The sequence below is a fragment of the uncultured Acetatifactor sp. genome, assembly GCF_948601915.1.
In the GTDB taxonomy this organism is placed as follows: domain Bacteria; phylum Bacillota; class Clostridia; order Lachnospirales; family Lachnospiraceae; genus Acetatifactor.
In genome coordinates this window covers 1-22,105 of sequence record NZ_CAPDXS010000034.1, presented here as the reverse complement: position 1 = coordinate 22,105, position 22,105 = coordinate 1, and the positions used below count along the sequence as shown (strand labels likewise).

Below are 22,105 nucleotides of genomic sequence, written 5' to 3'. Positions count from 1 at the left end.
TCAATCCCCATATCCTCCATGGCCGTCTCAAAGATGCCGAACATCCACTCCCAGTCGCTGATGTACACCGGGTCGCTTCCGCCGCTGGGGAACACCACATCGTCCTCCCAGCTGTCCGGATCGCTCTCGTCCGTATATCCGCCGCTAAAGGCCGCCCCCGTCTGGGGATTGCTGCCGTATTTCACGATCCAGTCACGGCGGTACTCATAGCCGAAATTCACATCCTTGTAGGACTCGTTCACCGTCACGATTCCCAATATCTTCTCTTCCCCGTCAATGTTGAAGACGGCGCTCTTCCTCACGTCCTCCACCGTATCCAGCACCTTTTTGTAATTGGGCATGTACTGGTTCACATATTCCGTCAGGTCGATGATTCGGTTATTGGCATACATGATGTCCGCGCTGTCGCAGATGACGCCGTCCAGAACATGGGTCAGGTTCCCGTTGATATACATGTTCTGCAGGTCGTCTGGTTCCTTATTGGCGGGCGGAATGACGAAGTCGATGAAGATGGATTTGCCCTCCTCTCCCCAGGTCATGGTCTCCGCATATTTGACTGCCGGATTGTCTTCGTACTCCGTGTAATAGGACGAGCCGGGGCCGCTGTGGATCCACATGGTATAGTAGGTGTCGTCTTCCGGGTTCAGATCCGTGGCAGTGTTCCCGGCTCCCCTCAGGATGCCGCAGCCGCCCAGGGCGGCCGCCATGCCCAGTCCTGCCAGTCCGAGAATCACTCTCTTTGCGCCTTTCATAAAGTAGTACCTCCTTCTTCATTCTCAGGTTGCCTTCCTGTCTGCTTTCTGCATGTCATCTGAGAATAGTTTATAAAATTTTCAAAAAATATTCTCCCACAAATCCGATGCATTCTCCAAGAAATCCGACATCCTGATCCGGCAATCATCGAACCAAAGAAGCTAAATCTCACAAACAAGATAGATTTAGAGAAAGCGGAATGATATAATCTGAATGTACATATTTCCTTATATTTCATCAAATTCCGTTCCGGACTATACTATCGGCAGAGTCAAAAAGCCCCGTTCTATCCAACTCTACCGTTGGTAGGTGTTCATTTTTAAGCCGGATTTATATAATAACCGCAAGCAGGAGGGCCGAATGATGAATCAGATTAAGATTGGAGCTTTTATTTCCGAACGCCGGAAAGCAAAAGGCTGGACGCAAAGCCAGTTGGCAGAAAAACTGGAAATAACCGATAAGGCTGTCTCAAAATGGGAAACAGGACGGTCTATGCCGGATTTGTCTCTGTTTATGCCTTTATGCACCCTTTTAGACGTTACTTTGAATGAACTATTTGCGGGTGAGCGCATTGCAGAAGAAAAATGGAAAGAACGAGCAGATGAGGTTCTTATGGACGTGATTACAAATTGGTTAGGACACGACAATAGGGAAAAAGTACATTCCCGGGAATCAAAAGAAAGTGATACAACCCCCGAAAATGTTTTGGAAGTTGAAAATGTCTCCAAACTCTATGAAAATGTTTCAACAGGGCATGAAAATGTTTCAACAGGGCATGAAAATGTTTCAACAGGGCATGAAACAGAAAATAATTCTGTATTGGCCGTAAAGGACATAAGTTTTCAGATACCGCAAGGCAGCTTTGTCGGAATCATGGGGGCCTCCGGTTCCGGGAAAACAACATTGCTCAATTTAATAGCCACAATAGACAAGCCCACAAATGGGACGATACGAATAAGCGGGCAGAATATAGTGGATATACCAGACGAGGCTGCCGCAGAATTTCGCCGCAGACATTTAGGCTTTGTTTTCCAAGAATACAATTTGCTTGAAACTTTGACTATCTATGAAAATATTGCGCTTGCTTTGACAATTAAAGAGGTTCCCAAAGAAAGCATTCTTCCAACGATTCAAAGTTTATCTGAAAAGCTGGATATATCGGCGATATTAGATAAATTTCCGTATGAGGTATCGGGAGGACAACGGCAGCGCTGCGCCTGCGCCCGTGCTATCGTGGTAAATCCGGATATTATACTTGCGGACGAGCCTACCGGGGCATTAGATTCCCACGCTGCCAGACAGCTTTTGGACACCCTTGTCATGCTTTGCAGAGAGTACGGCGCAACAATATTGATGGTCACGCACGATGTCATGGCGGCCAGCTATTGCGACAGGATTTTGTTCATGAAGGACGGCGAAATAAAAGCTGCTTTAAACCGGGAACAGGAAAACAAGCAGACCTTTTTCGCGGATATTTTGAAGAAAATAGAATGGATGGGGGGAGAAAGCTAGATGTATTTGAAGTTGTCAATCCGCAATGCCAGGCGGTCTTTTACAGATTATCTTTTATATGTGGTTACCATGACCGTGCTTTTGGCGATGATAGAGGTATCCAATTGTATCACCATTATAGGAGAATCAGCCGGTTTTCAAGTGATCTCTCTGCCACTGTTGATAGCGGCCATTCAAATCGTTTTAGTCGGATATATAGATACTTTCATGTTAAAGCAGCGGGCAAAAGAGTTTGCAAGCTATTTATTATTGGGTATGGGAAAAAAGAGAGTAACCCGGCTGTTCCTATGCGAAGTCCTGTTGATTGGTTTTTTCTGCTATATAGCAGGAACAACAATGGGCTTTTCCATATATGGATTCTGGTATTTCCGTGAGCCGCTGCATGAAATGGAACATTGCGGAATCCTTTACGGTAAAAGTATGTTCCATACGTTCCTGTTTTTTTGCCTTATTGAAACAGTGTGTTCTTTTCGATTGAAGCAGCGTTTAGACAAGCTGCAGATAAGGGAGCTGATGTATGAAAGGAACCGCAGTCAAAGCGTAAAAAATATAGGAAACTATAAAAAATGGGGCATTCTTTTCTTTTTGTGTTTTGTGTGCTTCCTTGGCTGCGTCTGCGGCATTGTTTTCCTGCCGGAAGTTTACATCGTTTACCCCGTATCTGTTACAGCAATCCCTTTGTTAATATCTGTTTTTGCTTTTTACAAATGGGTGTTTGGCTATTTATATGCGTACAGGCGTATGAAATCCGTTAGGATATATCAAAAAGACCGGCTATATATTACGGCAAATATAACATCAAATTTCAAAACGGCCGCTATGGTTAATGCTGTTTTCTGCATATGCTTTTTGTTTTCCGGGGCTTCTTTTGTAACCGGAATACTGATACTGCAGCCGGAATTTCAGCTTTTTGATACGGCTATGCGCCAGTGGATGGGAACTGCACAAATAAGCATCTGTATCGTGTTTCTGGTTATTTATTTTTCGATATTATCCCTGCAGCAGATCATAGAGCTCAGGCAGAATGCAAAAAGCAATCGGATAATGCGCTGTATGGGAAAAAGCGATAAGCAGATCGCAAGACTTGTGAATCAGCAGATTGCAATTAAATTGTCCTCTCCAATGATAATGGCTTTATTGATTATTTTATTCTGCATACCGTTACTGAATGGAAAAATGAACTTACTATTGCCGGCTTCTTTGAACAATATTCTGCTCAAATTAACCGGTGAGTTTGGGGCGTGTATTGTGGTTTTTTATATTTGCTATTTCGGGATTGTAAGCGCTATGAGCAAGGCATGGAAAAGCGGTCATGCCGGAGAGCATGACTGCTGATTGCGTTGTACTGCAAATTTATACTGCTTAACGATTTCACTTGCCGTGGAACCAGTACTTTCAAACACTGCCCCGAAAATCGTGGGGCTAATTTCGCTCCAGTCAAAATCACCGCTTGCCTTTCCCCTATCTGTAAGTTCACTCATTCCTGTCAGGCTGCTGGCCGTCATGGGCTTCCCACTGGCATTCCATGAGCTGCATTTTTGAGAACACCGCCTGAAAGGAGGATTCCTCCGGGGAGCAGGCGTAGATACCGAACCGGATCTTCCCCTTCCCTTTGTGCATATGGCATATCCGCATCTGGCGGAATGTTGCCCCGTCCTCCGAACATTCAATACAGTAATCATCCTCCCTGCGGCTGAACCGGTACCACATTGTTTTCACAGAGGCCCCTATGACTGTTGTGGCCCAGTCGGAGTATCCGTTATTCGTCACCACGCTCCCCAGATGCTGGTATTCCCCGGTTTCATATTCCACGGAAGCCTTCAGCCAGTTTTCACTGTCCAGGTACATCACTATGCCGCACTGGTCAAACCTGTGGTGGCTGTCTGCAAAGTCCGTCTTTACTACAAAGCTGAAATACTTCTCTTCTGTCTCCATCTGCAGTACAGGGGCGTTGTCATTCCGGAAATGATAATATGTCCTCTGCCACAAGTCTGTGCCGGGTTCCGTCCGGATTCTGATCTCACTGCCGCCAATCACATACTCGGCCGGTTCATTGACCCAGGCCAGCTTTTCAGGTTCAAAAGAAACCATTTCCCTGCCTTCCTCTTCTGCTTTTCTGTTTTTCTCCATATGCGCAGTGCTCCTCCTGATTATTTTACCCAATGTTCTTCCAAAGTCTTCCGCTATTTTACTACAACACAGGCTCTCCCTGCAATATCTGTTTTCAAAAAACAGCAGCAGCTCCTATCCGAAAGCTGTTCTATCCGAAAACTATGGGGCAGATTACACTCAACCCCCTGCGGAATGAAAGAGCAGAATATTCGGGTCTCGCCTGACCCCTCTGCTTCAAAAATCATTTCAAAACGCTGCGCATCCTCGTCATAACGGTACATTTCCAGCTTTCCCGCCGTCTCTGCCGGATAAGTGCGGCAGAGCGAAGAGAAGTTCGCGTCACTTTCCATGCCGGGATGATATTCGCAATATGCGGAGCCCCAGAGATTTTTCTCAAGGATGCCGTTCATATGCCTGATCAGATCGTTCGTAAACTTTTCCGAAGGAAAGGCTCCCCATTCCCCCACAATAGTCGGCAGTCCCAGACGTTCCTGCCCCCTGCGCTTCTCTTCATAGAGCAGCTCCACATTTCTCTTGCTGAAGCTTTCATAGCGGGCTGAATCAACCACCGAGTCATAGCCATGAGGAGCATAAATCTGATTGCCCTCCTCAAGCCGTTCAATGCCGGTAGGGATGTTAGTGCTGCAATAGATGTTCCCGCCGGTTACGATCGGTTTATCGCTGTATTTGCGGATTGCCCTCTGCATACGGCGGTAATAGTCCATCAATGTCGTCCTGTCAAATTCCAGAAAACGCCGGCTCACAATGCCCATGAACGCCGCCTGCTCCTCTTCCGTGACAGCCTCTGGCTTCGTAAGGTCAAATGCAGGATTCGTCTCCATCATTTTCCTGGTTGCGTATCCAAAGGCTTCCCGCGCAATGCTCCCCATAAAAGGCTCGTTCATGGGTTCAAATCCAATCACATTGGAGCAGTCCGCAAAGGTCTCCGCAATTTTCTCCCACATGGAAGAATAATGATCCAGAAGCCCCGCCCCGTCCTCCGCGGGCTTATTCGCCCAAAAATTATCTGCCGCCCGGATGATAGCATCGCTTTCCAGATATGCATTATACCAGATGGTACAGCTCTCGGGATGCGGCAGCCCATCGTCCAGGCAGGCCCAGTCCGGCGCTCCGTCAATATACTTTTGGGCAAACAGATCCTGATGCATATCAAGAATAATATAGATACCGCAGCTCTCGGCGAGGTTCACAATTTCCTTCACCCTTCCCAGATACGTCTCGTCATAAACTCCCGGCCGGGGCTCGACGCCATGCCAGAAAATGCCGAAACGCAGCAGATTAAACCCCATCCGTTGAAAAAAAGGAAATGCATTTTCAAAATCAGGATAAAAATGTCCAAGCGCCGCATCCCTGCAGAGGACATTCATGCCATGCAGAATCACCTCTCTGCCTGACTCGTTTATGAATCTGGTTCCATTGAGCAAAATTTTTTCCATCGTTTTCTTCCTTTTTATTTATACTGCCTAACAGTTAAAATTTCCGGGCAACCCGACCACATTACAGCCTATGCCTGTCAATGAATCTCCAGCCCGGCTTTTCCTTCCGGAATATTCGTTCCTCAAACCGTCAGCACATAATCTCCCGCATCTACCGTCTCCGGCATTCGGCCCGGAATACGAAGCTCCGCTTCGCAATTGGCCGGAACCGTCACTGTATACACAGTTTTTCCCTTCTCCCGTCTCCATCCGCTCCTGACCATACCATATATGCTTCTGTATTCCGCGCCGGCATAGGTAAAACTGCCTCCCGGCCGCGGGGCAATGACGAACCGGTTCTCCCCGTCCATGCGGATACCGCACATGGTCTGAAACAGCCACGCACAGACAGCCCCCTTGGAATAATGGTTCAGCGAAGCGATGCCGCCCTGGGCGCAGGGCCCTTCCCAGGATTCCCATACGGTGGTGGCGCCGTTCTTCGGCATGAACAGCCAGCCCGGCATTTCCTCGTTTTCCAGCAGACGGTAGGCCGCCTCAAGGTCAAACTCTGCCAATACCTCCAGAATCAGCGGCGTGGACAGGAATCCCGTCCCCAGGCGCCAGCCGTAATTCTCAAGGGCCCTGAGCAGCCGCTCCCTTGCGTAAGCAGTCTGCTCTCCATCCAGCAAAGCAAAGGCCAGGGGACGGACGAGCCGCGCCTGCCGGTCTGTATCCAGGGAATACCCTGCCGTTTCAGCCATTTCCTGATATGCTTTCCTGCATCCCTCACTGTATCTTCTGAATACAGCGGCGTCTTCTTCATGCTTAAGCTCCTGGGCTATTTCCGCCATGCATCCCAGCACATGGGACGTATATGCGGTGGACACTTCCGGATGCGGCGCGGCCATATCCTTCCAGTCATTGGGATGCACGTCCGCCGGTTCCGCCCACTCGCCGTAGGACTGCCCGGTGTTCACGGCATATTTCCCTGCCTCTCCCTTCAGGCCCAGAGGCCTTGCCATAAAACCCGACTTCCCGCAGCGTCTCATCATGAATTGCGCATAACGCTTCATACGGTCATAGTATTCCGTCAGAATCCTCCTGTCCCCGTACATTTTCCAGAAACGATAGGGGTTCAGTATCCCCACATCGGACCAGCCCACACTGCCGTTCATGGTCCACATATAGAAGTCAGTGCCCCCGTAGGGCGCGATCTGGGGAAGCCTGCCATCCTTTTTCTGCCAGTCGAACACATCCCGCAGATACTTTTTGGAGAAGGCGGCATAGTCAAAGAGATAATTGGCAGACTCGAAGAAAATCTGGGCGTCCCCCGTCCAGCCATGGCGCTCCCTGGTGGGGCAGTCCGTGGGGATGTCCAGGGAATTGCCTTTCGCCGACCAGACGACCGCATCCACGAAACGATTCAGCAATTCATTGGAGCTCTCAAAGTATCCTGTCTGCTCCAAATCAGAGTACACGGCAATGGCCGTTACATTTTCAGGCTTCAGGATGAGATCCGTTTCCACTTCCGCATACCGAAAACCAAATACGGAAAAAGTCGTCTTGTATGCATTGTCGCCCTCCTGGCAGGCATATTCTATCTTCTGAAGCGGAGTGGTGACCTTTTTATTGCTGCACTGGATATTTTTCTGGGTCAGATTTCCGTCCTGATTCAGCAGCTCCCCGAAACGGAACAGCAGCCGCTGTCCTTTTTTCGCCTGGACGCGGAGGGAAATGTATCCTGCGATGTTCTGTCCGAAGTCCAGCAGCATCCTGCCGTTTGGCGCTTTCGTAAGGATCGGTGTAAAATGCTCCCGCTCCGCCACCGTCACATTATTGGATGCACTGGGCAGAACCTTATGGGACGTCGCCTTTGCCCTGCCGCCATATGCAGGTGTTCGGAAAGCCTCCACGATCTCCCCGTCCTTGTTGTCCGCAAAACGGATGGGGCCGTCATTGGACCAGCTCCAGGACTGGTCTGTAAAGACCTTTTCGGAGCTTCCGTCTCTATACAGAATTTCCAGCTGGGCAAGGAATTTGGTCTCTGTCCCATACTGATTTCGGATTCCCCAGGCCCCGACGCTCCCCCTGTACCAGCCGTCCGCAAGCTGCACTGTCAGGGTATGATTTCCCTTTTCCAGCAGCCGGGCCACATCATACGTCTGGTACTGCACTCTTTTATTGTAATCCGTATAGCCGGGCGCAAGGCAGAAATCGCCGATTTTACTTCCGTCCAGCCTCGCCTCATAAAGCCCGCAGGCCGTAATGTACAGCCTGGCAGACTTCACTTCTTGGGAGACCTCCACCTTTTTCAGGAAGCAATCTACTGGATAGCGCTTCTTCCTGTTCACCCGATAATTGCCTGTGATCCATTTTGCGCCCCAGTCCATGGGTTCCAGCAGACCCATTTCAAAGAATGCCTCTTCGGACCAGTCCCCCGCCCCATCGTTTTCATCCCACAGTTTGACCTTCCAGAGCACGCGCTGGCGGGAGACAAGCATATGGGGAAACCGGATCCCTGTCATTCGGGAAGAGGCTGTCTTACCGCTGTCCCATATGGTTTCGCCCTCTGTCTGCGCCAGGATGCGATAGGCTGTCTGCCTTACCGCGCCTTCCACGTTCCACATTAGTCCCGGGTTCTGCACATCAATTCCCAGGGGATTTTCCAGATATTCTGTTCTTAACCTTACTGCCTGTATCATGCTTCCTCCCTGACCCGGACAAGCCGGAGCTAAACTATATGTCCACAATTCCTTAATTTACAACCGGCCCTGCTAAGCCCTGCGGCGGGCTTTGATTTCAGCCTGCTCCTTGTCGATATGCTTCTCCACATCCAGAAATCTCAGCAGCAAAATCAGGATAATCGCGGTGATAATCTCCAGCCCCAGAAAGAAGAAAATAAACACATTCTGCGTAGCCGCGTTCTGGACAGCGCCCACCGTCTGACCGGTAGCTTCCACAAATTCCGGCGCAACATAGCCGGATCTGGCAAGGCAGAAATTCAGCACGCCAGCGGCCACACCGGTTGATACCGTGATAATAATGCTGTTTATGGAGGTAGCCAGCCCGTCACAGCGGAAGGTATATTTCCACTCGATATGATCCAGCACATCGGCGGTGAGCGCGGCAAAGACGTAGGCGCATGGCAGGCCTCCGATGTTTTTAATGAACTGCCCCGCCAGCACAATGACCATGTTCCGCGGGCCGATCAGGCAGACTGCGCCTCCAATGGCATAAAGGATGAATCCGGCCAGCGTCACGTTCCGCTTGCCGAATTTTTTCGCCAGCGGCCACACCGCAAAGATGCCGATCCCCATGGGAATGCCGCCGATCACGGAAACAAGGGTCTGGGTCACTCCATCATTGTAGGTTCCCAGCACATAGTTACAGTAGTAAACGAGAGAAGCATTTTTAAAGTAACTGCCCAGGTTGAAGACAACATTGTAGGCCATCAGAATGATCCAGTACTTATCGTGCAGTATGGCTGAAAACTGCTCCCGGATAGACCTTGTTTCCGCCCCGTCGCCGATTTCCTCCGTGATGCGCTCCTTTGTAAAGAAATATTCCAGCAATGTCAGCGGCAGGGCCAGGGCTGCCAGAATGCCCATGACCAGAAGCCACAGCTCCTTATCGACACCCAGCACCGGCATGACTGCCATGGGAAAGACCAGGGCCACGATAATCCCGGAGACCATGATAGAGGCGATATTATTGAACACCGACAGGCTGCCGCGCTGCGTGGTGTTCCGGGTGGACAGAGCCACCATCAGGCTGTGGCTCATATTATAGATTGTGAATGCGAAGGAGTAAAACAGGTTGTATGACAGCATGACCCAGATGACCTGGACTTCCTCCGGGGCATTGGGCACCGCAAACAGCAAGATGCCCGTCACCGGCATCAGGATTGCCGACAGCAGCAGCCATGGGCGGGCTTTGCCCTCCCGGGTACGGGTACGGTCGATCAGCTGCCCCATGACCACATTGGTGACGGCGTCAATGATTTTGGAAGCGATGGGAAACACCATCAGGAACGCGCCGCCCCATACCCCGGTAAGCTTCAGGACATCCGTATAAAACACATTCAGATAGACAGCCAGCACCGCATTCAGCAGCAGTGCCCCTGTGGGCCCCAGTAAATATCCGAGCCATTTTTCTTTTCCCCCCACATTCTCAGACTGGATTTTGCCGTCCGGAAGCCTGTCAAACAGTTTTCCCTTCATCTCTTTCTCCCTCATCGTTTTTCTCCTTTTTCACCGTATTTTATCTTCAATACCAGTTCCAGAACATTGCGGGCTGTCCGCTGCAGCTCTCCCCGGGTAATCCCCTCCGGCTGGCCCAGCGTTTTCAGCAGGCTCCCATCCGATTTGTATTTTTTCGCCACATGCCCCATATCGCCGGGCATGAGCACGTCCACCTGGGCCCTCACCCGGTAGGCATTGTTCTTCAGCTTCGGGAATTCGGGGCTTCCGGACTTCTGCATCCACCAGTCCGTCATGACCATGCCCTCATATCCCCATTCCCGGCGCAGGACTGTGGTCACAAGGTCATAATTGTAATGGGACCATACGCCGTTTACCTTGTTATAAGAGGTCATTACGGTATGGGGGCTGCTCTCCCTGATGCAGATTTCGAAATTGCGCAGATAGATCTCCCGCAGGGCGCGCTCAGACAGCCGTGAGTCACAGATATTGCGTTTCGTCTCCTGATTGTTGCAGGCAAAATGCTTCGGACAGCAGGCTCCTCCCATGCTCTGTACCCCCCGCACCACGGCAGCCGCCATCTTTCCGGAAAGCAGCGGATCCTCCGAAAAATACTCAAAGTTCCTTCCGCAGAGGGGATTCCTGTGGATGTTCATTCCCGGCGCCAGCAGCACGTCCACGCCGTAATGCTTCATCTCCGCCCCCACAAGACGGTACAGCTCCTCCACCAGCTCACAGTTCCAGGTACAGGCAAGGGCCGTTCCGCAGGGCACCAACGCACAGTACTTTTGCAGCCGCAGTCCCGCGGGTCCGTCTGCACAGACAACCGGCAAAACTCCCTTCTCCCGCAGACCGGGAATCACACCGCCCAGGACGCCGGCATTGCCAGGCGCCCCCAGCGGGCTGTTCATCATGCCGTGCCCCCGGGTCAGAGCCTCCAGTTCGTCATCGCTGAGCCCGGCCACAAAATCGTCCATAGTGTCCTTTCCGCTGGCCACATCGCCGAGAATCGGGGCTTTCTCCCTTTTCACCGCAGCCTCCCCGGGAAGATTGTCAAGAATGCGCTGCCTCAGATTTACCTCCGGCGAACAGACTGCTTCACATTTCTCCACCACCGCTGTCTCCTGGAGCAGAAAGCTCCCCGCTTCCACATCATTTGCCGCAAAGCGGTACTCGCCGGGTTCCAGCAGGAAAGCATGCCGCCTCTCATCATAAGACGAAATCGCTTTATCATCGCATTTTAAGGTAAGCTCCTGGCTTTCGCCCGGGGCAAGCTCTCTGGTCTTTGCAAAAGCGGTCAGAACATGTGCGGGCTTCTCGATACAGCCCTTGGGCGGGCGGCACCAGAGCATCACCACCTCCCGTCCGGAACAGCCGCCGATATTTTTCACTTCCACAACCATCTCCGTGACTGCTCCCTCCGGCCCGCCGGCACCATGAGCAGAGCGCTTAAGGGATTTTGGCATAAGCCTGAACTCGGTATAGGAAAGGCCATAGCCAAAGGGATACAGGACCGCCTCCTTTGCACAGGTGTCGAAATGCCGGTAGCCTACAAAAATCCCTTCCGCATATTCATTGTATTCCCTGCCGCCGAAATGCCCGCTGCTGGGATAATCCTCATAGCGCCGCGCGATGGTATCCGCCAGCCTTCCGCAGGGATTCACCTTTCCGTACAGCACATCCGCAAGGGCATTGCCGCTCTCCATTCCCCCCTGCCATGCGATTAGAACGGCGGATAGCCTTTCCCCATACCTTTCCGTCCACTCCATATCCATAATGCTGCCGATGTTCAGCACCACAGCCGTCCGGCGGAACGCTGCCGTAACCGCATCCAGCATTGCCAGCTCTTCCTCCGTCAGGTAGTAGCTTCCCTTCTCCAAAGTGTTTTCCCTGTCCTCCCCGGCCGCCCTGCCGATCACTACCAGGGCAGCATCGGAAGTTTTTGCCGCGCTCTCCGCCATATGTGCGGCAAGCGGCATCTCCGGATGGTTCATGGGCCAATGCCCCCACCAGCCCTCATCCGCCCTGTGCTCCTCCGATCCACACCAGGCCCGGTATGCCTGTGCCAGCGGCCTGTTATACTTTGCCCCCATATTCCCGAGGCCTTCCATCAGGTTTACGCGGTAAGGCGCATGTACGTCGCCGCCGCTGCCGTAGCCCACACAGAACCAGTCAAGCTGGCACCGCCCGAAAACGGCGATTTCCTCCCCTTCCTTCAGGGGCAGCACGCCGTCATTTTTCAGCAGCACGCAGCCTTCCGCCCCGCTCCTGCGAATCAGCGCCGAAATGCCCGGCGTTATGTATTTCTCGCCGGATGCCGCCGTCTCCTCCTGCATGAGCCCGTTTCCCATGGCATGATCCACTACCCGCTGCATAAACTTGCCAATTTTCTTTTTCAGTTTCATCCTGTTCTTCCCTTTCCCGTCAGGCCTCTCAATTTTTCTACACCCATTTTCCCATATTCCACTATTTTTTTGTTTGTAAAATTATCCGGTTTATTGTAAAATTGAGAAAATGATACAGGAGGCCCTACAAATGCCGGAAATTGATTATGCCTATATCTCTGAAAACATAGCGAATATCTCCCGCATCCAGATAAGGATTTATGAAAACAAAAGCTGTACCGGGTATTATTCCGCCACTGCATTTGATCCGGATCCGGCCCTTCCCTATCTGGATAGGCTGCTGGATGCGCCTGTCAGCATAAGCTGCCATATCACGCCATTCTATCAATATTACGGCGTCATCCGCCACGAGCGCCATACTATGGTCATCGGCCCTGCCTGCCAGTTTCAGCTGACCCGCTCAAACGCCAGAGAGCTCATGTTTCTTCTGGGAATCGATGAAAAGGAAAAAGCCCATTATCAGACCCTGCTCCAAGGCATTACCCTCATGCCGCTGGAAATTTTCCTCCATCTGCTCTGTCTTGTAAATTACTACATCAGCGGAGAGAAGAAAGAGATTACCGAGCTGTCCCTTTTTGACTTTCATGACTCTATCCCCACCGGTTTGCCGGCGTCTTCCCAGCCTCAGCCTCCTGTTCCCGAACCGGAAGACTGGCTGGCCGTCTCCCACAGTACCTTTGAATACGAGCAACAGATGCTCCGCTTCGTGAAGACCGGCAACCTGGAGGGACTCCGGAAGCTTTTTGCGAATTCATCGGCGGGGCAGCCCGGCAAAATTGCCGACAGCTATCTGCGCCAGCTGAAGAATATCTTCATCACCTGCGCCACCACGGTATCCCGTGCCGCCATCGCCGGCGGACTTCCTGTGGAGGAAGCGCTTTCCTTAAGCGACCGCTATATACAGCACAGTGAAAAGCATCTCTATCCCGATCAGATTCAAAACCTGCAATACCACATGGTATTGGATTATGCCACACGGATCCGGAATCTGGTTATGGGGAAACAATACAGTAAGAGCATTCAGAATATCATATCCTATCTGCAGGAGCATTTGACAGAAAATGTCCGTACAGCCGATCTCTGCAGCCTTGTTTCCCTAAGCCGCAGCCAATTGTCCGCACGTTTTAAATCGGAGACCGGCTTTACCATTACAGAATATATGTATACTCTGAAAATCAAAAAAGCCCGGGATCTGCTGGCCTCCACCGACAAATCCCTTTTGGAAATCAGCACATACCTGGGGTTCTCCTCCCAGGGATATTTTCAAAATGTATTTCGGAGATATACTTCCATGACGCCCGGCGACTACCGGAAATATAACAGAAAGGGGCTGTCGCATCAATGATTAGGAAATCAGCGATGTGACAGCCCTTTTCTAAGGATTTTGGGTTATAAAGCCCCCGCCAGAACCATACCTCCCCTGCTTCCACCTTCCAACGGCGGTTGCGGTCCAAAAAGGCCGTCTGATCCGCGCGTACCAGAAAGCCCACAGCTTTCCTCTGCCCCGGCTGCAGCTTCACCCGGGCGAAACCCTGCAGTTCCATGCATGGGCGTACTATGGCAGCGCGGCAGTCCGACAGATACAGCTGCACCACTTCCGTCCCGATTCTGTCATACCAGCCATTCCCCAAAAGAATGTTTTACCGCTTTTTGGTGCAGGATGTCCTTAGGATACATCACCAGGATCCGGCAATGCCTCTCATGAAAGCGATCACCTTGTCCTTGACCTGATTCTGCCAGAACAGATCATCCCCATGCTGTGCTCTTTCAATCTCTATCAAGTCGGCGCGCACCCCCTGTTCGACCAGCTTTTCATAATATGCAGCACCAGCAGGCCGTCCTCTTCCCTCCAGCAGACCTGCTCACAGGGCTGGTTTGCAATGGAGCCATGAAGCGGAAGCTCTTCCCCCTCATCGGTGCAGGGGGAACCCACCGCCTGCAGGCCGCAGGTCGTGAGAAACCCTGCCGTAAAAGATTTCAGCCAGTTCGATCCAGTGCTGTCGTAATATGCGGGAGCAACGTAACCGCAGGGGGACAGATAGCTCATGTTGATTCCCCGGAAACGCAGCCTTGCAATGTCCCCGGCCCGGTCCGGCGGAATGACAAGCTCCATCCCCTTGCCGTTGGTCACCTCCAAAATCCGCATGCCGTCTCCCTTTCCGCCCACAAGACGGTGTTCTTCCACCCCATAAAGCTGCGAATCATGTCCGATGTATGGATTCATCCGATGCCTCCTTGTATTATATAGAAGTGTCTTCAAATAACTGATGCAAGTTTATAGCCTGCTTTTGCAGACTGCCTATACCAGCGGCCGCACCGCCTGATACATCACGTCCATGTCCGGGATTTCATCATAGACAGGGGTCAGGCATTCCACCGTCCCGGCCCCGTCCACTGCCACGGACGCGTCAAAAGCGCCTGCGCCCACAGCCGCGGAAACCTGGTCATGGCTTACGGAGACCACCTGGGCATCAGACCTAAGCCCGGTCTTTTCTGCAGCAGATGCCAGCAGGCTCCCTGCAATCGTTCCTGTCGGGACCGGTACGGACAGCAGCTTCTCATCCACCCCTGCCGCCTCCAGTATTTCGCCGCTCCAGCACAGCTTCCTGATATCGAACGTCATCGTCCTGGCGGCCAGGGAATAGTCGATCTGCGCCACCCCGGTCAATCGGAAGACGACATAATCTTCCATCAGAAGGATATGCCTGGCTGCCTCCAAGACCTCCGGCCGGTTCCTTTTCAGCCACATGATTTTGGAGATGCTGTACATCTCGTGGGGACGCAGTCCTGTAATCTCCGCGATTTTCTTTTCCCCTATCTTCCGTACCAGCTCAAGGCACTCTTCCCGCCCCCTTGGATCCGTGTACAGCATGGCCGGGTGCAGCGGCTCACCGGCCCAGTCCACACATACGAATGTCTCGCCGAAGCTGGTTACCCCAATCCCGCCAATGTCAGGATACCGGGACGCCATCTCCGAAAGCGCCCCATAGACGCCGTCCATCATGGCCGAAATATCGATTTCATGTCCTCCCACTGCCCTGCGCACCGGATAGTCGCGGTATGCCTTCCCAAGCAAATGGCCGTCCCCGTCAAAAACCGTGCACTTGCATCCCGTAGTCCCGATGTCCAATCCCGCAATATACATTCTTTTTCTCCATTCCGTTCATCCGTTTAGACCGTTTAACAGCAAAATTTTGGTTCCGGCTTGTCCGGGTTAGGAATTGTCGGAAAATGGCTGCCGCAACTTGTTTAGACAAAACCCAACTTCCTTACTGTCCGTCAATATCCACCCAGTCATATCCAAGATATGTTGTAAACGCCTCTTTCAAGATTTCTTTCATATGTCCCACCCCCACGGAGGTATGGTGCTTGAAGCCTCCCCTGGCCAGTCTGATCAGCTTATTCTGCAGATCCGGGATTTCGCAGACGCCGCCGCATCCGAAGAACGCTTCCTCAATGGGGTCGTCCGTAAACCGCGCTTCGCTGGCATACACAATGATTTTCCCATCCTTTGTCTGGCAATTGGAGATAGTAGCGGGAAATGCCTTAATCCGTCCCTCATTGCAGCCCCATCCGGAACCCGGATCGTTTTTTGCGAACATCTTATGTTCCGTAACCGTTCCCTTCGCTGTCATCAGCCCCTGGGCAACCGGCCCGCAATGGAACAGGATCACCTTGTCCTCCTCATCGCCGTAGTTATTGTTCCAGTCCAGAACAGCCGTGGGCTCTTCGCTTGCCAGGTTCATGGCGCGCATGGTGATGGCGGAGCACATGTCTATCTCGCAGGATGCCACGATTCCCCTGTCATTCAGTTCGCTCAGCAATACGCAGGGACATACCCTCATATAGGTCTCCATCTCGTTCCAGCAGCGCAGCGTCAGGGCGTCCAGGTGATATTCCTCAATAGTCATTTTCTTTTTCGTGTTCATCATCTTGCTCTCCTTATCAATCCATCATAGCAAAAGTCTTCATGGCCTCTTTCACATTTTCCTTCATAGCCTTCTCCGCCTCCTGTATCACGGAGGAAAAGAAAACCGGCTCCCCTGCTTTGACCGTCTGTATGTACTCCGCCGCCGCGCTGCCGCCGCCTTTGTCCATATAGGTAAAGTAGTTCACCTTCCTGACGCCGGCCCTGACCGCCTCCCGGAAGTCCTCTCTGCTGACCCCGGAGCCGCCGTGCATCACCACCGGAATCTCATCCGTAAGCTTCCTCACATTCCGAACCACGTCGAAGTCCAGCTTCGGCTTCGTCAGATAAATCCCGTGAGTGGTTCCAAAGGAACAGGCCAGGGCATCTATCCCCGTCTCCTCCACGAACCGCTTCGCCAGCGCGGAATCCGTGTATATCTTCGTCTCGTCCTCCGCTCCTGTTCCGTCCCCCGCGCCGGACTCCCTCTTCCCCATGGAGCCCAGCTCCGCCTCCACACCGGCTCCGGTCTTCGCCGCCATGGCCGTCGCCGCTTTCGTGTTCTCCCGGTTTTCCTCATAGGGCAGCACGGAGCCGTCGTACATGATTCCCGTGAATCCCATATCCAGGGCCTGCTGTAAATACTCCAGAGTCTCGCCGTGATCCAGATGGACACATACGGGAACTTCTGCCCTCTTTGCATGCTCCACCATGATGGGGCCGATGACGGAAAGGGGAATCCAGGGCTCATGGCACTGGGCAAACTGAATGATGACAGGCACGCCCAGCTCCTTTGCCCCGCCGATTACAGCCATCAGGCTCTCCAGGTTGTGCTTGCTCAGAAATATTTCTCGACATTTCCATTTATGCAGCAATGCTCATGATTTGGGGCGCAAAAAAACGCATGGTTTACAATTTACTGTTCCATGCGCCTTTACCAATGCGTCCTATGGACGCTATGTTATTATAATATGATATTATACGCGTGAGTGCATTCATTTGCCGCTTTCTTCCCAGGTTTTACAGAAGCGTTCTCTCGTTATACATTTACGTTGGCAAATGTTATTGAGCGTGAGTATAAATGAATTCTTGTCTATGCCAACTGCATAATATCTACTTTCAATCTCTTTAATTCATCAAGCGGTATTGACGGAACACATAATGCGATATCTTCAAGTGAAAACTTCCCCATTTTAATCATTCTTTCCGCTGTTTCTCTCGCCTCTCTATGGGTAGCATTATCATCAATATCCTTTGCATATGCTTCTAAAACCTGCTCATCATCAAACAATGTCATCATAATGTCCACAACCTCCTGTTCTTTACTATACAAAAAACCGCCTGTCTTTACAATAAAATTCACATTAAATTTCTCGTTCTGAAGCTCCCTCAAGGTTTGTTATAGCCGATTACCTCGGTATACGCTAATCCTAAACTCAGCCTTCGGCTGGGTTTGCGGTCATTGCTGTCATCCATCCCAATATTGCTTTTTACTTTTTCATGTGATATATAACAGCCGTTAATGGAAGAAAGCTATATCCTGTCCGCCGCCAACTTAATGCAGACAATCGCATCCTATCTCTGCATGGAGCGGCTTGCCACCCTGCGGCATGAAGACCTGCCTGTACAAATTGACAACTATATCCAGGAGCATTTCTCAGAGGATCTGGATGCAAAGGAAATCTGCGCCCATTTTCAGATTGGAAAGACCAGACTCTATGAAATCGCAAAAGAAAGCTACGGCATGGGCATTGCCGAAGTCATACGCCTGAGGCGCATAGAAAAAGCCAAATCGCTGCTCCTGCATTCTCCCGAATTCAGTCTCAGCGAAGTGGCTTCTCTGTGCGGTTTCCATGACTATAACTACTTTATTACCGTTTTCAAGAAAATAACCGGCACATCTCCCAGGCAGTTTGGCCGGAGCGGGGGAACCTGCTGCTAATCCACTTTCCGCGCCAGAACCGCCGTCCCTTCCTTGCCGGGAAGCGTCAGCTTCGTCTTCCCGCTGGCGTTCTCCAACAGCACCGTCCTGGTCATGTCCCAGGTATCGATCAGCTCCACCCTGTACTTATGGGCCTCCGGAAGCTCCAGCACATCCTCCGCACAGGTGCGCAGGTCATAGAAGGTCAGATAAGCCTCCTGGCCGCAGTGCCCCTGGTATACGAACTCGCTGTTGCAAAAATCCACCAGCTCATCCCCCATCCGCAGCATCGCCTTCACAAAGGGCTCGCCCTGCTGCAGAAGCTGTTCCTTCTCCTCATCTGACACATGTGTCATTTTCATGATCCAGCTTTCAACAGGCTCGATAGGCCCCGGAAGCTCCTCCACGATTCCTTTCAGGAACCCGATCCGCGCCGGGCTCTCCCCTTTCAGCCTGCCGCCCCTGCTCCACCACAGGACATCCTGCCCCGGGTCCAGGAAAGTCTCTCCGTGGGTGCAGTAGCCGCCCATGGTGACCACGCGCCAGAACCGGTTCGTCATCTCCCGGCCGGAGATGCTCCCCCAGATATGCTGGATATTCCCTTCATAGCAGCACTCGTCGATCACCACAGGCTTCTGATACTGCCTGCGCCACCGGGCAACCTTGTTCAGCACCTTGGACTGGATACAGGCGTGGGTCACGTTAGGCCTGGTAAAATCCCAGTTTTTGAAGCAGTTGTGGTTGGACAGCAGATGACGGTAAGGGTCCTTCGCCGCCACAAACTCCTCAATCTCTTCCCAATCCTCTATAGACTTGGCTCCGCACAGGTCATATTCGTTGGCCAGGCTCCACCACACATTGGGGAACGCCGCCAGACGGCGGAGCAGATAATCCAGATAGACCAGGTTGTCCTTCTGGGGCATGGCAGCAAATCCCCACCGGTCGTAGGGATGGAACAGGATCAGATCCGCCTGGCTCCCCATCCTCCCCAGCCGCGCCAATATCCCCTCCAGCCTCTCCCAGAAGGCAAAACAGGGGCGGTCCACATCCCAACTGCCATCCTCCCTCTTTTCAAAGGCAAAGCAGGGGGGCTCGTTGTGGTTAAAATCATAATGCTTGGGGAACACGCAGAAGCGCACCTTATTAAAGGGAGCTGCCTTCAGGCTCTCCATGGTCTGCGCCACCAGCCGATCCTCCTGATGCATCAGCGCATAGACCGTGGTGCCGAAGGGATAGAACAGCGTGCCGTCCTCATAGGCAAAATGCATGCCCTCCGCCCCCACCATGCCATGGCAGGACTCATCCGCGCTCTCGCACAGGGCCTCCCCTTCCTGTTCTGCGACGCCAGTCACCTTCCAGGAATAGCTCCCCGCTTTCTCCGGCAGAAACCGCACCTTGTAGACGCCGTCCCCCGCGTAAAAGCCCTTCACCACCTTCTCCTCGCCTCCGCAGCAAAATACCGCCTCCAGATCAATGTCCGCAAAAGACCCTTCCGGCTGCGCTCCCTGAAAACTCAGTTCAAACATTTCATACTGTCTCATATCTCATTTCCTCCTATTCCAGTGCCGTCTCTGCACTACGGTGCCCTTATCGGGGAATGAAATTTCATCTGCAAAGTGCGCAGCTGAATTTTCATTCCGGGCACCTTCGTTCCGAGACTGTTATAAAATTTCCTCCTATTCCAGTGCCGTCTCCGCACTACGACACCCCTGTACACACCATCCTCACAGCATTCTTCCACCTGCTGCGGATCGACTTCCTCTCCTCTTCCTGCATCCGGGGGACCACCCTGCGGTATGCCCTCCACTGACACCTTCATAAACTCCGCCTTTTCTGTTATTGCGGCATTCCCGCAGCTGCCGCCTTCATGCCATAATCCCTGCAGGGGGACAATAAGCCTGCTGTCTCAGACTTTCATGCTTAAGTTTGTTATTCCTCCACGATCACCCTGGCCCTGGCCAGATTGCGCACCTGGGTGAAGACATCTCCCCTGTCCCCGTTCCTCTGGCTCTTTACGGAAGCCGTCGCAAAGTAGGTGCCGGGCCTGTCATAGGAAGTCTGCACCACGGCCCTGCCCGCCTGCAGGCCCTCCTCCGTGACGTAGGTCTCCAACGCCCCTTCCACCCTCTCGGAACGTCCCTGCGCCAGAAAGGCCATGCTGTCCCCGCTTTCCATCTTCTTCGCGTAGGTGCCGAACATGGGGTCGGAGAAGGAGAATTCGATTTCCGTCACTATCCCTGCGCCCTGGGGCACCTGGGCCGTGGCTTCCAGGGTCACGGCTTCTCCCACCTTCACATGGGCGCATGCCCCGCCGTTGGCGGCCAAGGAGATTACAGGCTGTAGTCCTTTCCTCTCCTTCGCCGTCTCCGCGATATGGACGCAGCCGCCCTCCATTTCATACACAGAGGACTGCCTGGGCTCTATGCCCCGCTCCACCCAGTCGCTGATATCCAGCAGGGCCTGCTTCAGCCCGCCCAGATAGTTTACGATCATATCCGTATCCAGAGCGGACACATCCCCATGGAGGCACCTGTCGTAATAGTAGATCCGGAAATCATCCTCGTTTCCCTTGGCCCTGCGCACCTGGTTCCTGTACCAGTCGCCGCACCAGGGGCAGGTGGACTCGTCCATCAGGGACTGGGTCAGGATTACCTTGCCCTGGATGGTTCCCTCCTGGACCGTACCCGTGCCGCAGAAGCCGGGCCCCATGATGTCGTCCCTCTGAGGGATGGCAGGGGTGCCGTCCGCCTTACGGAACTGGTCCCACGCGTGGAAGGCTGCATCCGGCGGAACCTGGTGGCGGTAATAGGACTGGACCGCTATGTAATCGGAATTGTCCAATGTCACCACATCCCCGGGACGGATGGACTTCAGTACCGATTCCATGTCATCCATGCCATAGCACATGCCGATGGTGATGCAGTTGCCCCTGATATCCCCCAAAAACATATTCTTTCCTGCCGCCCCGCCGGTCTCGAAGCCGATGTTGACCCCCTTCAGATACAGCTCCTCCCCCTGGGGAACCTCCTCCAGCTCAATCCAGGCGCCGCCCCCGTCCACCAGGGATTTCTTCCAGGCGGTATCCACGCCGTTGGAATATTCTCCGGTCTCCTCCGCCTTCCCTCCCGGCAGATGGACGCTCACCACACGGCTCCTAAACTGCAGCCTGTCCCGGAGGGCGTTGCTGCCCGGCTCCGTGCCCAGATAGCCGGGCTTCTCCCAGAAATCCTTGAAATACTGAGGGTCCTTCTGCCTGATCCCGGGCATCAGCACAGGCAGGGAACCGTCGTCCCAGCGTCCCGCCGCCTCCATGAACCAGGCCCTGGGCGGGAAGCCCATGAGGGTGATCTCCCTCAGCATCTTCGCCTCATCCTCCGTCAGGCCCTCATACATATCCCCGCTGCCGCCAGCATCCAGGGCGTCCACGATCTTCCCCACCGCATGGCGCAGCGTCCGCATCCCCTGTACGTGGAGCGTGATGGTATTAGGCAGGGAATATGGCGACCCGATGACGAAAGGGCAGGCCCCGTCCCAGGCGTTGGTGTTCTCGATGCAGGCAATGGTCTTGTAGCCTCCCCCGCTGCCGCCGAAGACATAGCCGTAGGGCCTGCCGCAGCCGTAATACTCCCGGGCCACCTGGCGGGAATACTCCGCTGCCGCCGCGCTGGATTTCCAGATTTTATGAGGTTCCGGATGGCCTCCGAAGGCTGCGGCGGACTCCATATTGGTCTCGATAAAGTAAGCGCCGTTCTGCAGGCAGAAGGCGATGGTGTCGTCCTCGCCGCTCCTCCCCAGGGAGGCAACCTCCTCGTCCGGCCCCGGGAACGGACACAGATACTGATAGAACCGCCCCCTGAAAT

General features: G+C 52.9%; 17 protein-coding genes. 4 read left to right on the top strand and 13 right to left on the bottom strand.

Translation table 11 applies throughout. The features are described 5' to 3' along the window. Window positions 1-1,113: 1,113 nt before the first annotated feature. Together Q2B33_RS07895 and Q2B33_RS07890 are read left to right on the top strand one after the other, a co-directional pair. The gene (locus Q2B33_RS07895) at window positions 1,114-2,265 is read left to right on the top strand and encodes an ATP-binding cassette domain-containing protein (protein ID WP_300792186.1); all 1,152 of its coding nucleotides are present in this window, start codon (window positions 1,114-1,116) and stop codon (window positions 2,263-2,265) included. After that, on the top strand, window positions 2,266-3,600 hold the full coding sequence (locus Q2B33_RS07890) for an FtsX-like permease family protein (RefSeq protein WP_300773255.1): 1,335 nt from the start codon (window positions 2,266-2,268) through the stop codon (window positions 3,598-3,600). A gap of 138 nt (window positions 3,601-3,738) precedes the next feature. On the opposite strand, the gene Q2B33_RS07885 is transcribed toward Q2B33_RS07890, so the two are convergent. From Q2B33_RS07885 to Q2B33_RS07865, 5 genes are all read right to left on the bottom strand, one after another. Continuing rightward, entirely contained in the window at window positions 3,739-4,395 is a 657-nt protein-coding gene (locus tag Q2B33_RS07885; RefSeq protein ID WP_300773256.1) for a DUF1349 domain-containing protein, read from the bottom strand. 53 nt (window positions 4,396-4,448) lie between these two features. After that, the gene (locus tag Q2B33_RS07880) at window positions 4,449-5,765 is read right to left on the bottom strand and encodes a glycoside hydrolase family 5 protein (protein ID WP_300898376.1); all 1,317 of its coding nucleotides are present in this window, start codon (window positions 5,763-5,765) and stop codon (window positions 4,449-4,451) included. 191 nt (window positions 5,766-5,956) lie between these two features. Then, on the bottom strand, window positions 5,957-8,515 hold the full coding sequence (locus Q2B33_RS07875; RefSeq protein ID WP_300570597.1) for a family 78 glycoside hydrolase catalytic domain: 2,559 nt from the start codon (window positions 8,513-8,515) through the stop codon (window positions 5,957-5,959). A 72-nt stretch (window positions 8,516-8,587) separates the two neighbouring features. Continuing rightward, window positions 8,588-10,048, bottom strand: coding sequence for an MFS transporter (locus Q2B33_RS07870; RefSeq protein ID WP_300570594.1), 1,461 nt, complete (start codon window positions 10,046-10,048; stop codon window positions 8,588-8,590). Further along, the gene (locus tag Q2B33_RS07865; RefSeq protein WP_300815296.1) at window positions 10,045-12,387 is read right to left on the bottom strand and encodes a glycoside hydrolase family 3 C-terminal domain-containing protein; all 2,343 of its coding nucleotides are present in this window, start codon (window positions 12,385-12,387) and stop codon (window positions 10,045-10,047) included. The genes Q2B33_RS07870 and Q2B33_RS07865 overlap by 4 nt, the downstream gene beginning before the upstream one ends. Before the next feature lie 160 nt (window positions 12,388-12,547). Between Q2B33_RS07865 and Q2B33_RS07860 the strand changes: the two genes are divergently transcribed. Beyond that, entirely contained in the window at window positions 12,548-13,762 is a 1,215-nt protein-coding gene (locus Q2B33_RS07860; RefSeq protein ID WP_296478265.1) for a helix-turn-helix domain-containing protein, read from the top strand. Here the strand turns inward: Q2B33_RS07860 and Q2B33_RS24510 are convergent. The 6 genes from Q2B33_RS24510 to Q2B33_RS07830 all read right to left on the bottom strand — a co-directional run bounded on the left by Q2B33_RS24510 (window position 13,644) and on the right by Q2B33_RS07830 (window position 17,624). Beyond that, window positions 13,644-14,009: a fibronectin type III-like domain-contianing protein gene (locus Q2B33_RS24510; RefSeq protein WP_300570587.1), complete on the bottom strand. Its 366-nt coding sequence runs from the start codon at window positions 14,007-14,009 to the stop codon at window positions 13,644-13,646. The two genes, Q2B33_RS07860 and Q2B33_RS24510, sit on opposite strands and share 119 nt — an antisense overlap. A 185-nt stretch (window positions 14,010-14,194) precedes the next feature. Next, complete coding sequence (locus tag Q2B33_RS07850; protein ID WP_300570584.1) at window positions 14,195-14,641, bottom strand: DUF4432 family protein; 447 nt, start codon at window positions 14,639-14,641, stop codon at window positions 14,195-14,197. A gap of 75 nt (window positions 14,642-14,716) precedes the next feature. Beyond that, window positions 14,717-15,562 (bottom strand): L-fuculokinase, encoded by an 846-nt coding sequence (locus tag Q2B33_RS07845; RefSeq protein WP_296478271.1) that lies wholly within the window; start codon window positions 15,560-15,562, stop codon window positions 14,717-14,719. 124 nt (window positions 15,563-15,686) lie between these two features. Next, on the bottom strand, window positions 15,687-16,349 hold the full coding sequence (locus tag Q2B33_RS07840) for a hypothetical protein (RefSeq protein WP_296478673.1): 663 nt from the start codon (window positions 16,347-16,349) through the stop codon (window positions 15,687-15,689). Between the two features lie 13 nt (window positions 16,350-16,362). Beyond that, window positions 16,363-17,199, bottom strand: coding sequence for a class II fructose-bisphosphate aldolase (locus Q2B33_RS07835; RefSeq protein ID WP_300570579.1), 837 nt, complete (start codon window positions 17,197-17,199; stop codon window positions 16,363-16,365). A 218-nt stretch (window positions 17,200-17,417) separates the two neighbouring features. Beyond that, window positions 17,418-17,624: a hypothetical protein gene (locus tag Q2B33_RS07830; protein WP_296478670.1), complete on the bottom strand. Its 207-nt coding sequence runs from the start codon at window positions 17,622-17,624 to the stop codon at window positions 17,418-17,420. A 258-nt stretch (window positions 17,625-17,882) separates the two neighbouring features. On the opposite strand from Q2B33_RS07830, the gene Q2B33_RS07825 reads away from it, so the two are divergent. Beyond that, window positions 17,883-18,266: a helix-turn-helix transcriptional regulator gene (locus Q2B33_RS07825; protein ID WP_300815299.1), complete on the top strand. Its 384-nt coding sequence runs from the start codon at window positions 17,883-17,885 to the stop codon at window positions 18,264-18,266. On the opposite strand, the gene Q2B33_RS07820 is transcribed toward Q2B33_RS07825, so the two are convergent. Both Q2B33_RS07820 and Q2B33_RS07815 read right to left on the bottom strand, forming a co-directional pair. After that, window positions 18,263-19,786, bottom strand: a complete 1,524-nt coding sequence (locus Q2B33_RS07820) for a DUF5060 domain-containing protein (RefSeq protein WP_300570571.1) — start codon at window positions 19,784-19,786, stop codon at window positions 18,263-18,265. The genes Q2B33_RS07825 and Q2B33_RS07820 overlap by 4 nt on opposite strands. Before the next feature lie 388 nt (window positions 19,787-20,174). Next, a partial coding sequence (locus Q2B33_RS07815; protein ID WP_300913939.1) for a hypothetical protein occupies window positions 20,175-22,105 on the bottom strand: 1,931 nt, incomplete at its 5' end.

Coding starts and splice junctions, on each gene's coding strand:
- Q2B33_RS07895 (WP_300792186.1), top strand. CDS start 1,114: ATGATGAATCAGATTAAGATTGGAGCTTTTATTTCCGAACGCCGGAAA.
- Q2B33_RS07890 (WP_300773255.1), top strand. CDS start 2,266: ATGTATTTGAAGTTGTCAATCCGCAATGCCAGGCGGTCTTTTACAGAT.
- Q2B33_RS07885 (WP_300773256.1), bottom strand. CDS start 4,395: ATGGAGAAAAACAGAAAAGCAGAAGAGGAAGGCAGGGAAATGGTTTCT.
- Q2B33_RS07880 (WP_300898376.1), bottom strand. CDS start 5,765: ATGAATGTCCTCTGCAGGGATGCGGCGCTTGGACATTTTTATCCTGAT.
- Q2B33_RS07875 (WP_300570597.1), bottom strand. CDS start 8,515: ATGATACAGGCAGTAAGGTTAAGAACAGAATATCTGGAAAATCCCCTG.
- Q2B33_RS07870 (WP_300570594.1), bottom strand. CDS start 10,048: ATGAGGGAGAAAGAGATGAAGGGAAAACTGTTTGACAGGCTTCCGGAC.
- Q2B33_RS07865 (WP_300815296.1), bottom strand. CDS start 12,387: ATGCAGCGGGTAGTGGATCATGCCATGGGAAACGGGCTCATGCAGGAG.
- Q2B33_RS07860 (WP_296478265.1), top strand. CDS start 12,548: ATGCCGGAAATTGATTATGCCTATATCTCTGAAAACATAGCGAATATC.
- Q2B33_RS07850 (WP_300570584.1), bottom strand. CDS start 14,641: ATGAATCCATACATCGGACATGATTCGCAGCTTTATGGGGTGGAAGAA.
- Q2B33_RS07845 (WP_296478271.1), bottom strand. CDS start 15,562: ATGTATATTGCGGGATTGGACATCGGGACTACGGGATGCAAGTGCACG.
- Q2B33_RS07840 (WP_296478673.1), bottom strand. CDS start 16,349: ATGATGAACACGAAAAAGAAAATGACTATTGAGGAATATCACCTGGAC.
- Q2B33_RS07830 (WP_296478670.1), bottom strand. CDS start 17,624: ATGATGACATTGTTTGATGATGAGCAGGTTTTAGAAGCATATGCAAAG.
- Q2B33_RS07825 (WP_300815299.1), top strand. CDS start 17,883: ATGCAGACAATCGCATCCTATCTCTGCATGGAGCGGCTTGCCACCCTG.
- Q2B33_RS07820 (WP_300570571.1), bottom strand. CDS start 19,786: ATGAGACAGTATGAAATGTTTGAACTGAGTTTTCAGGGAGCGCAGCCG.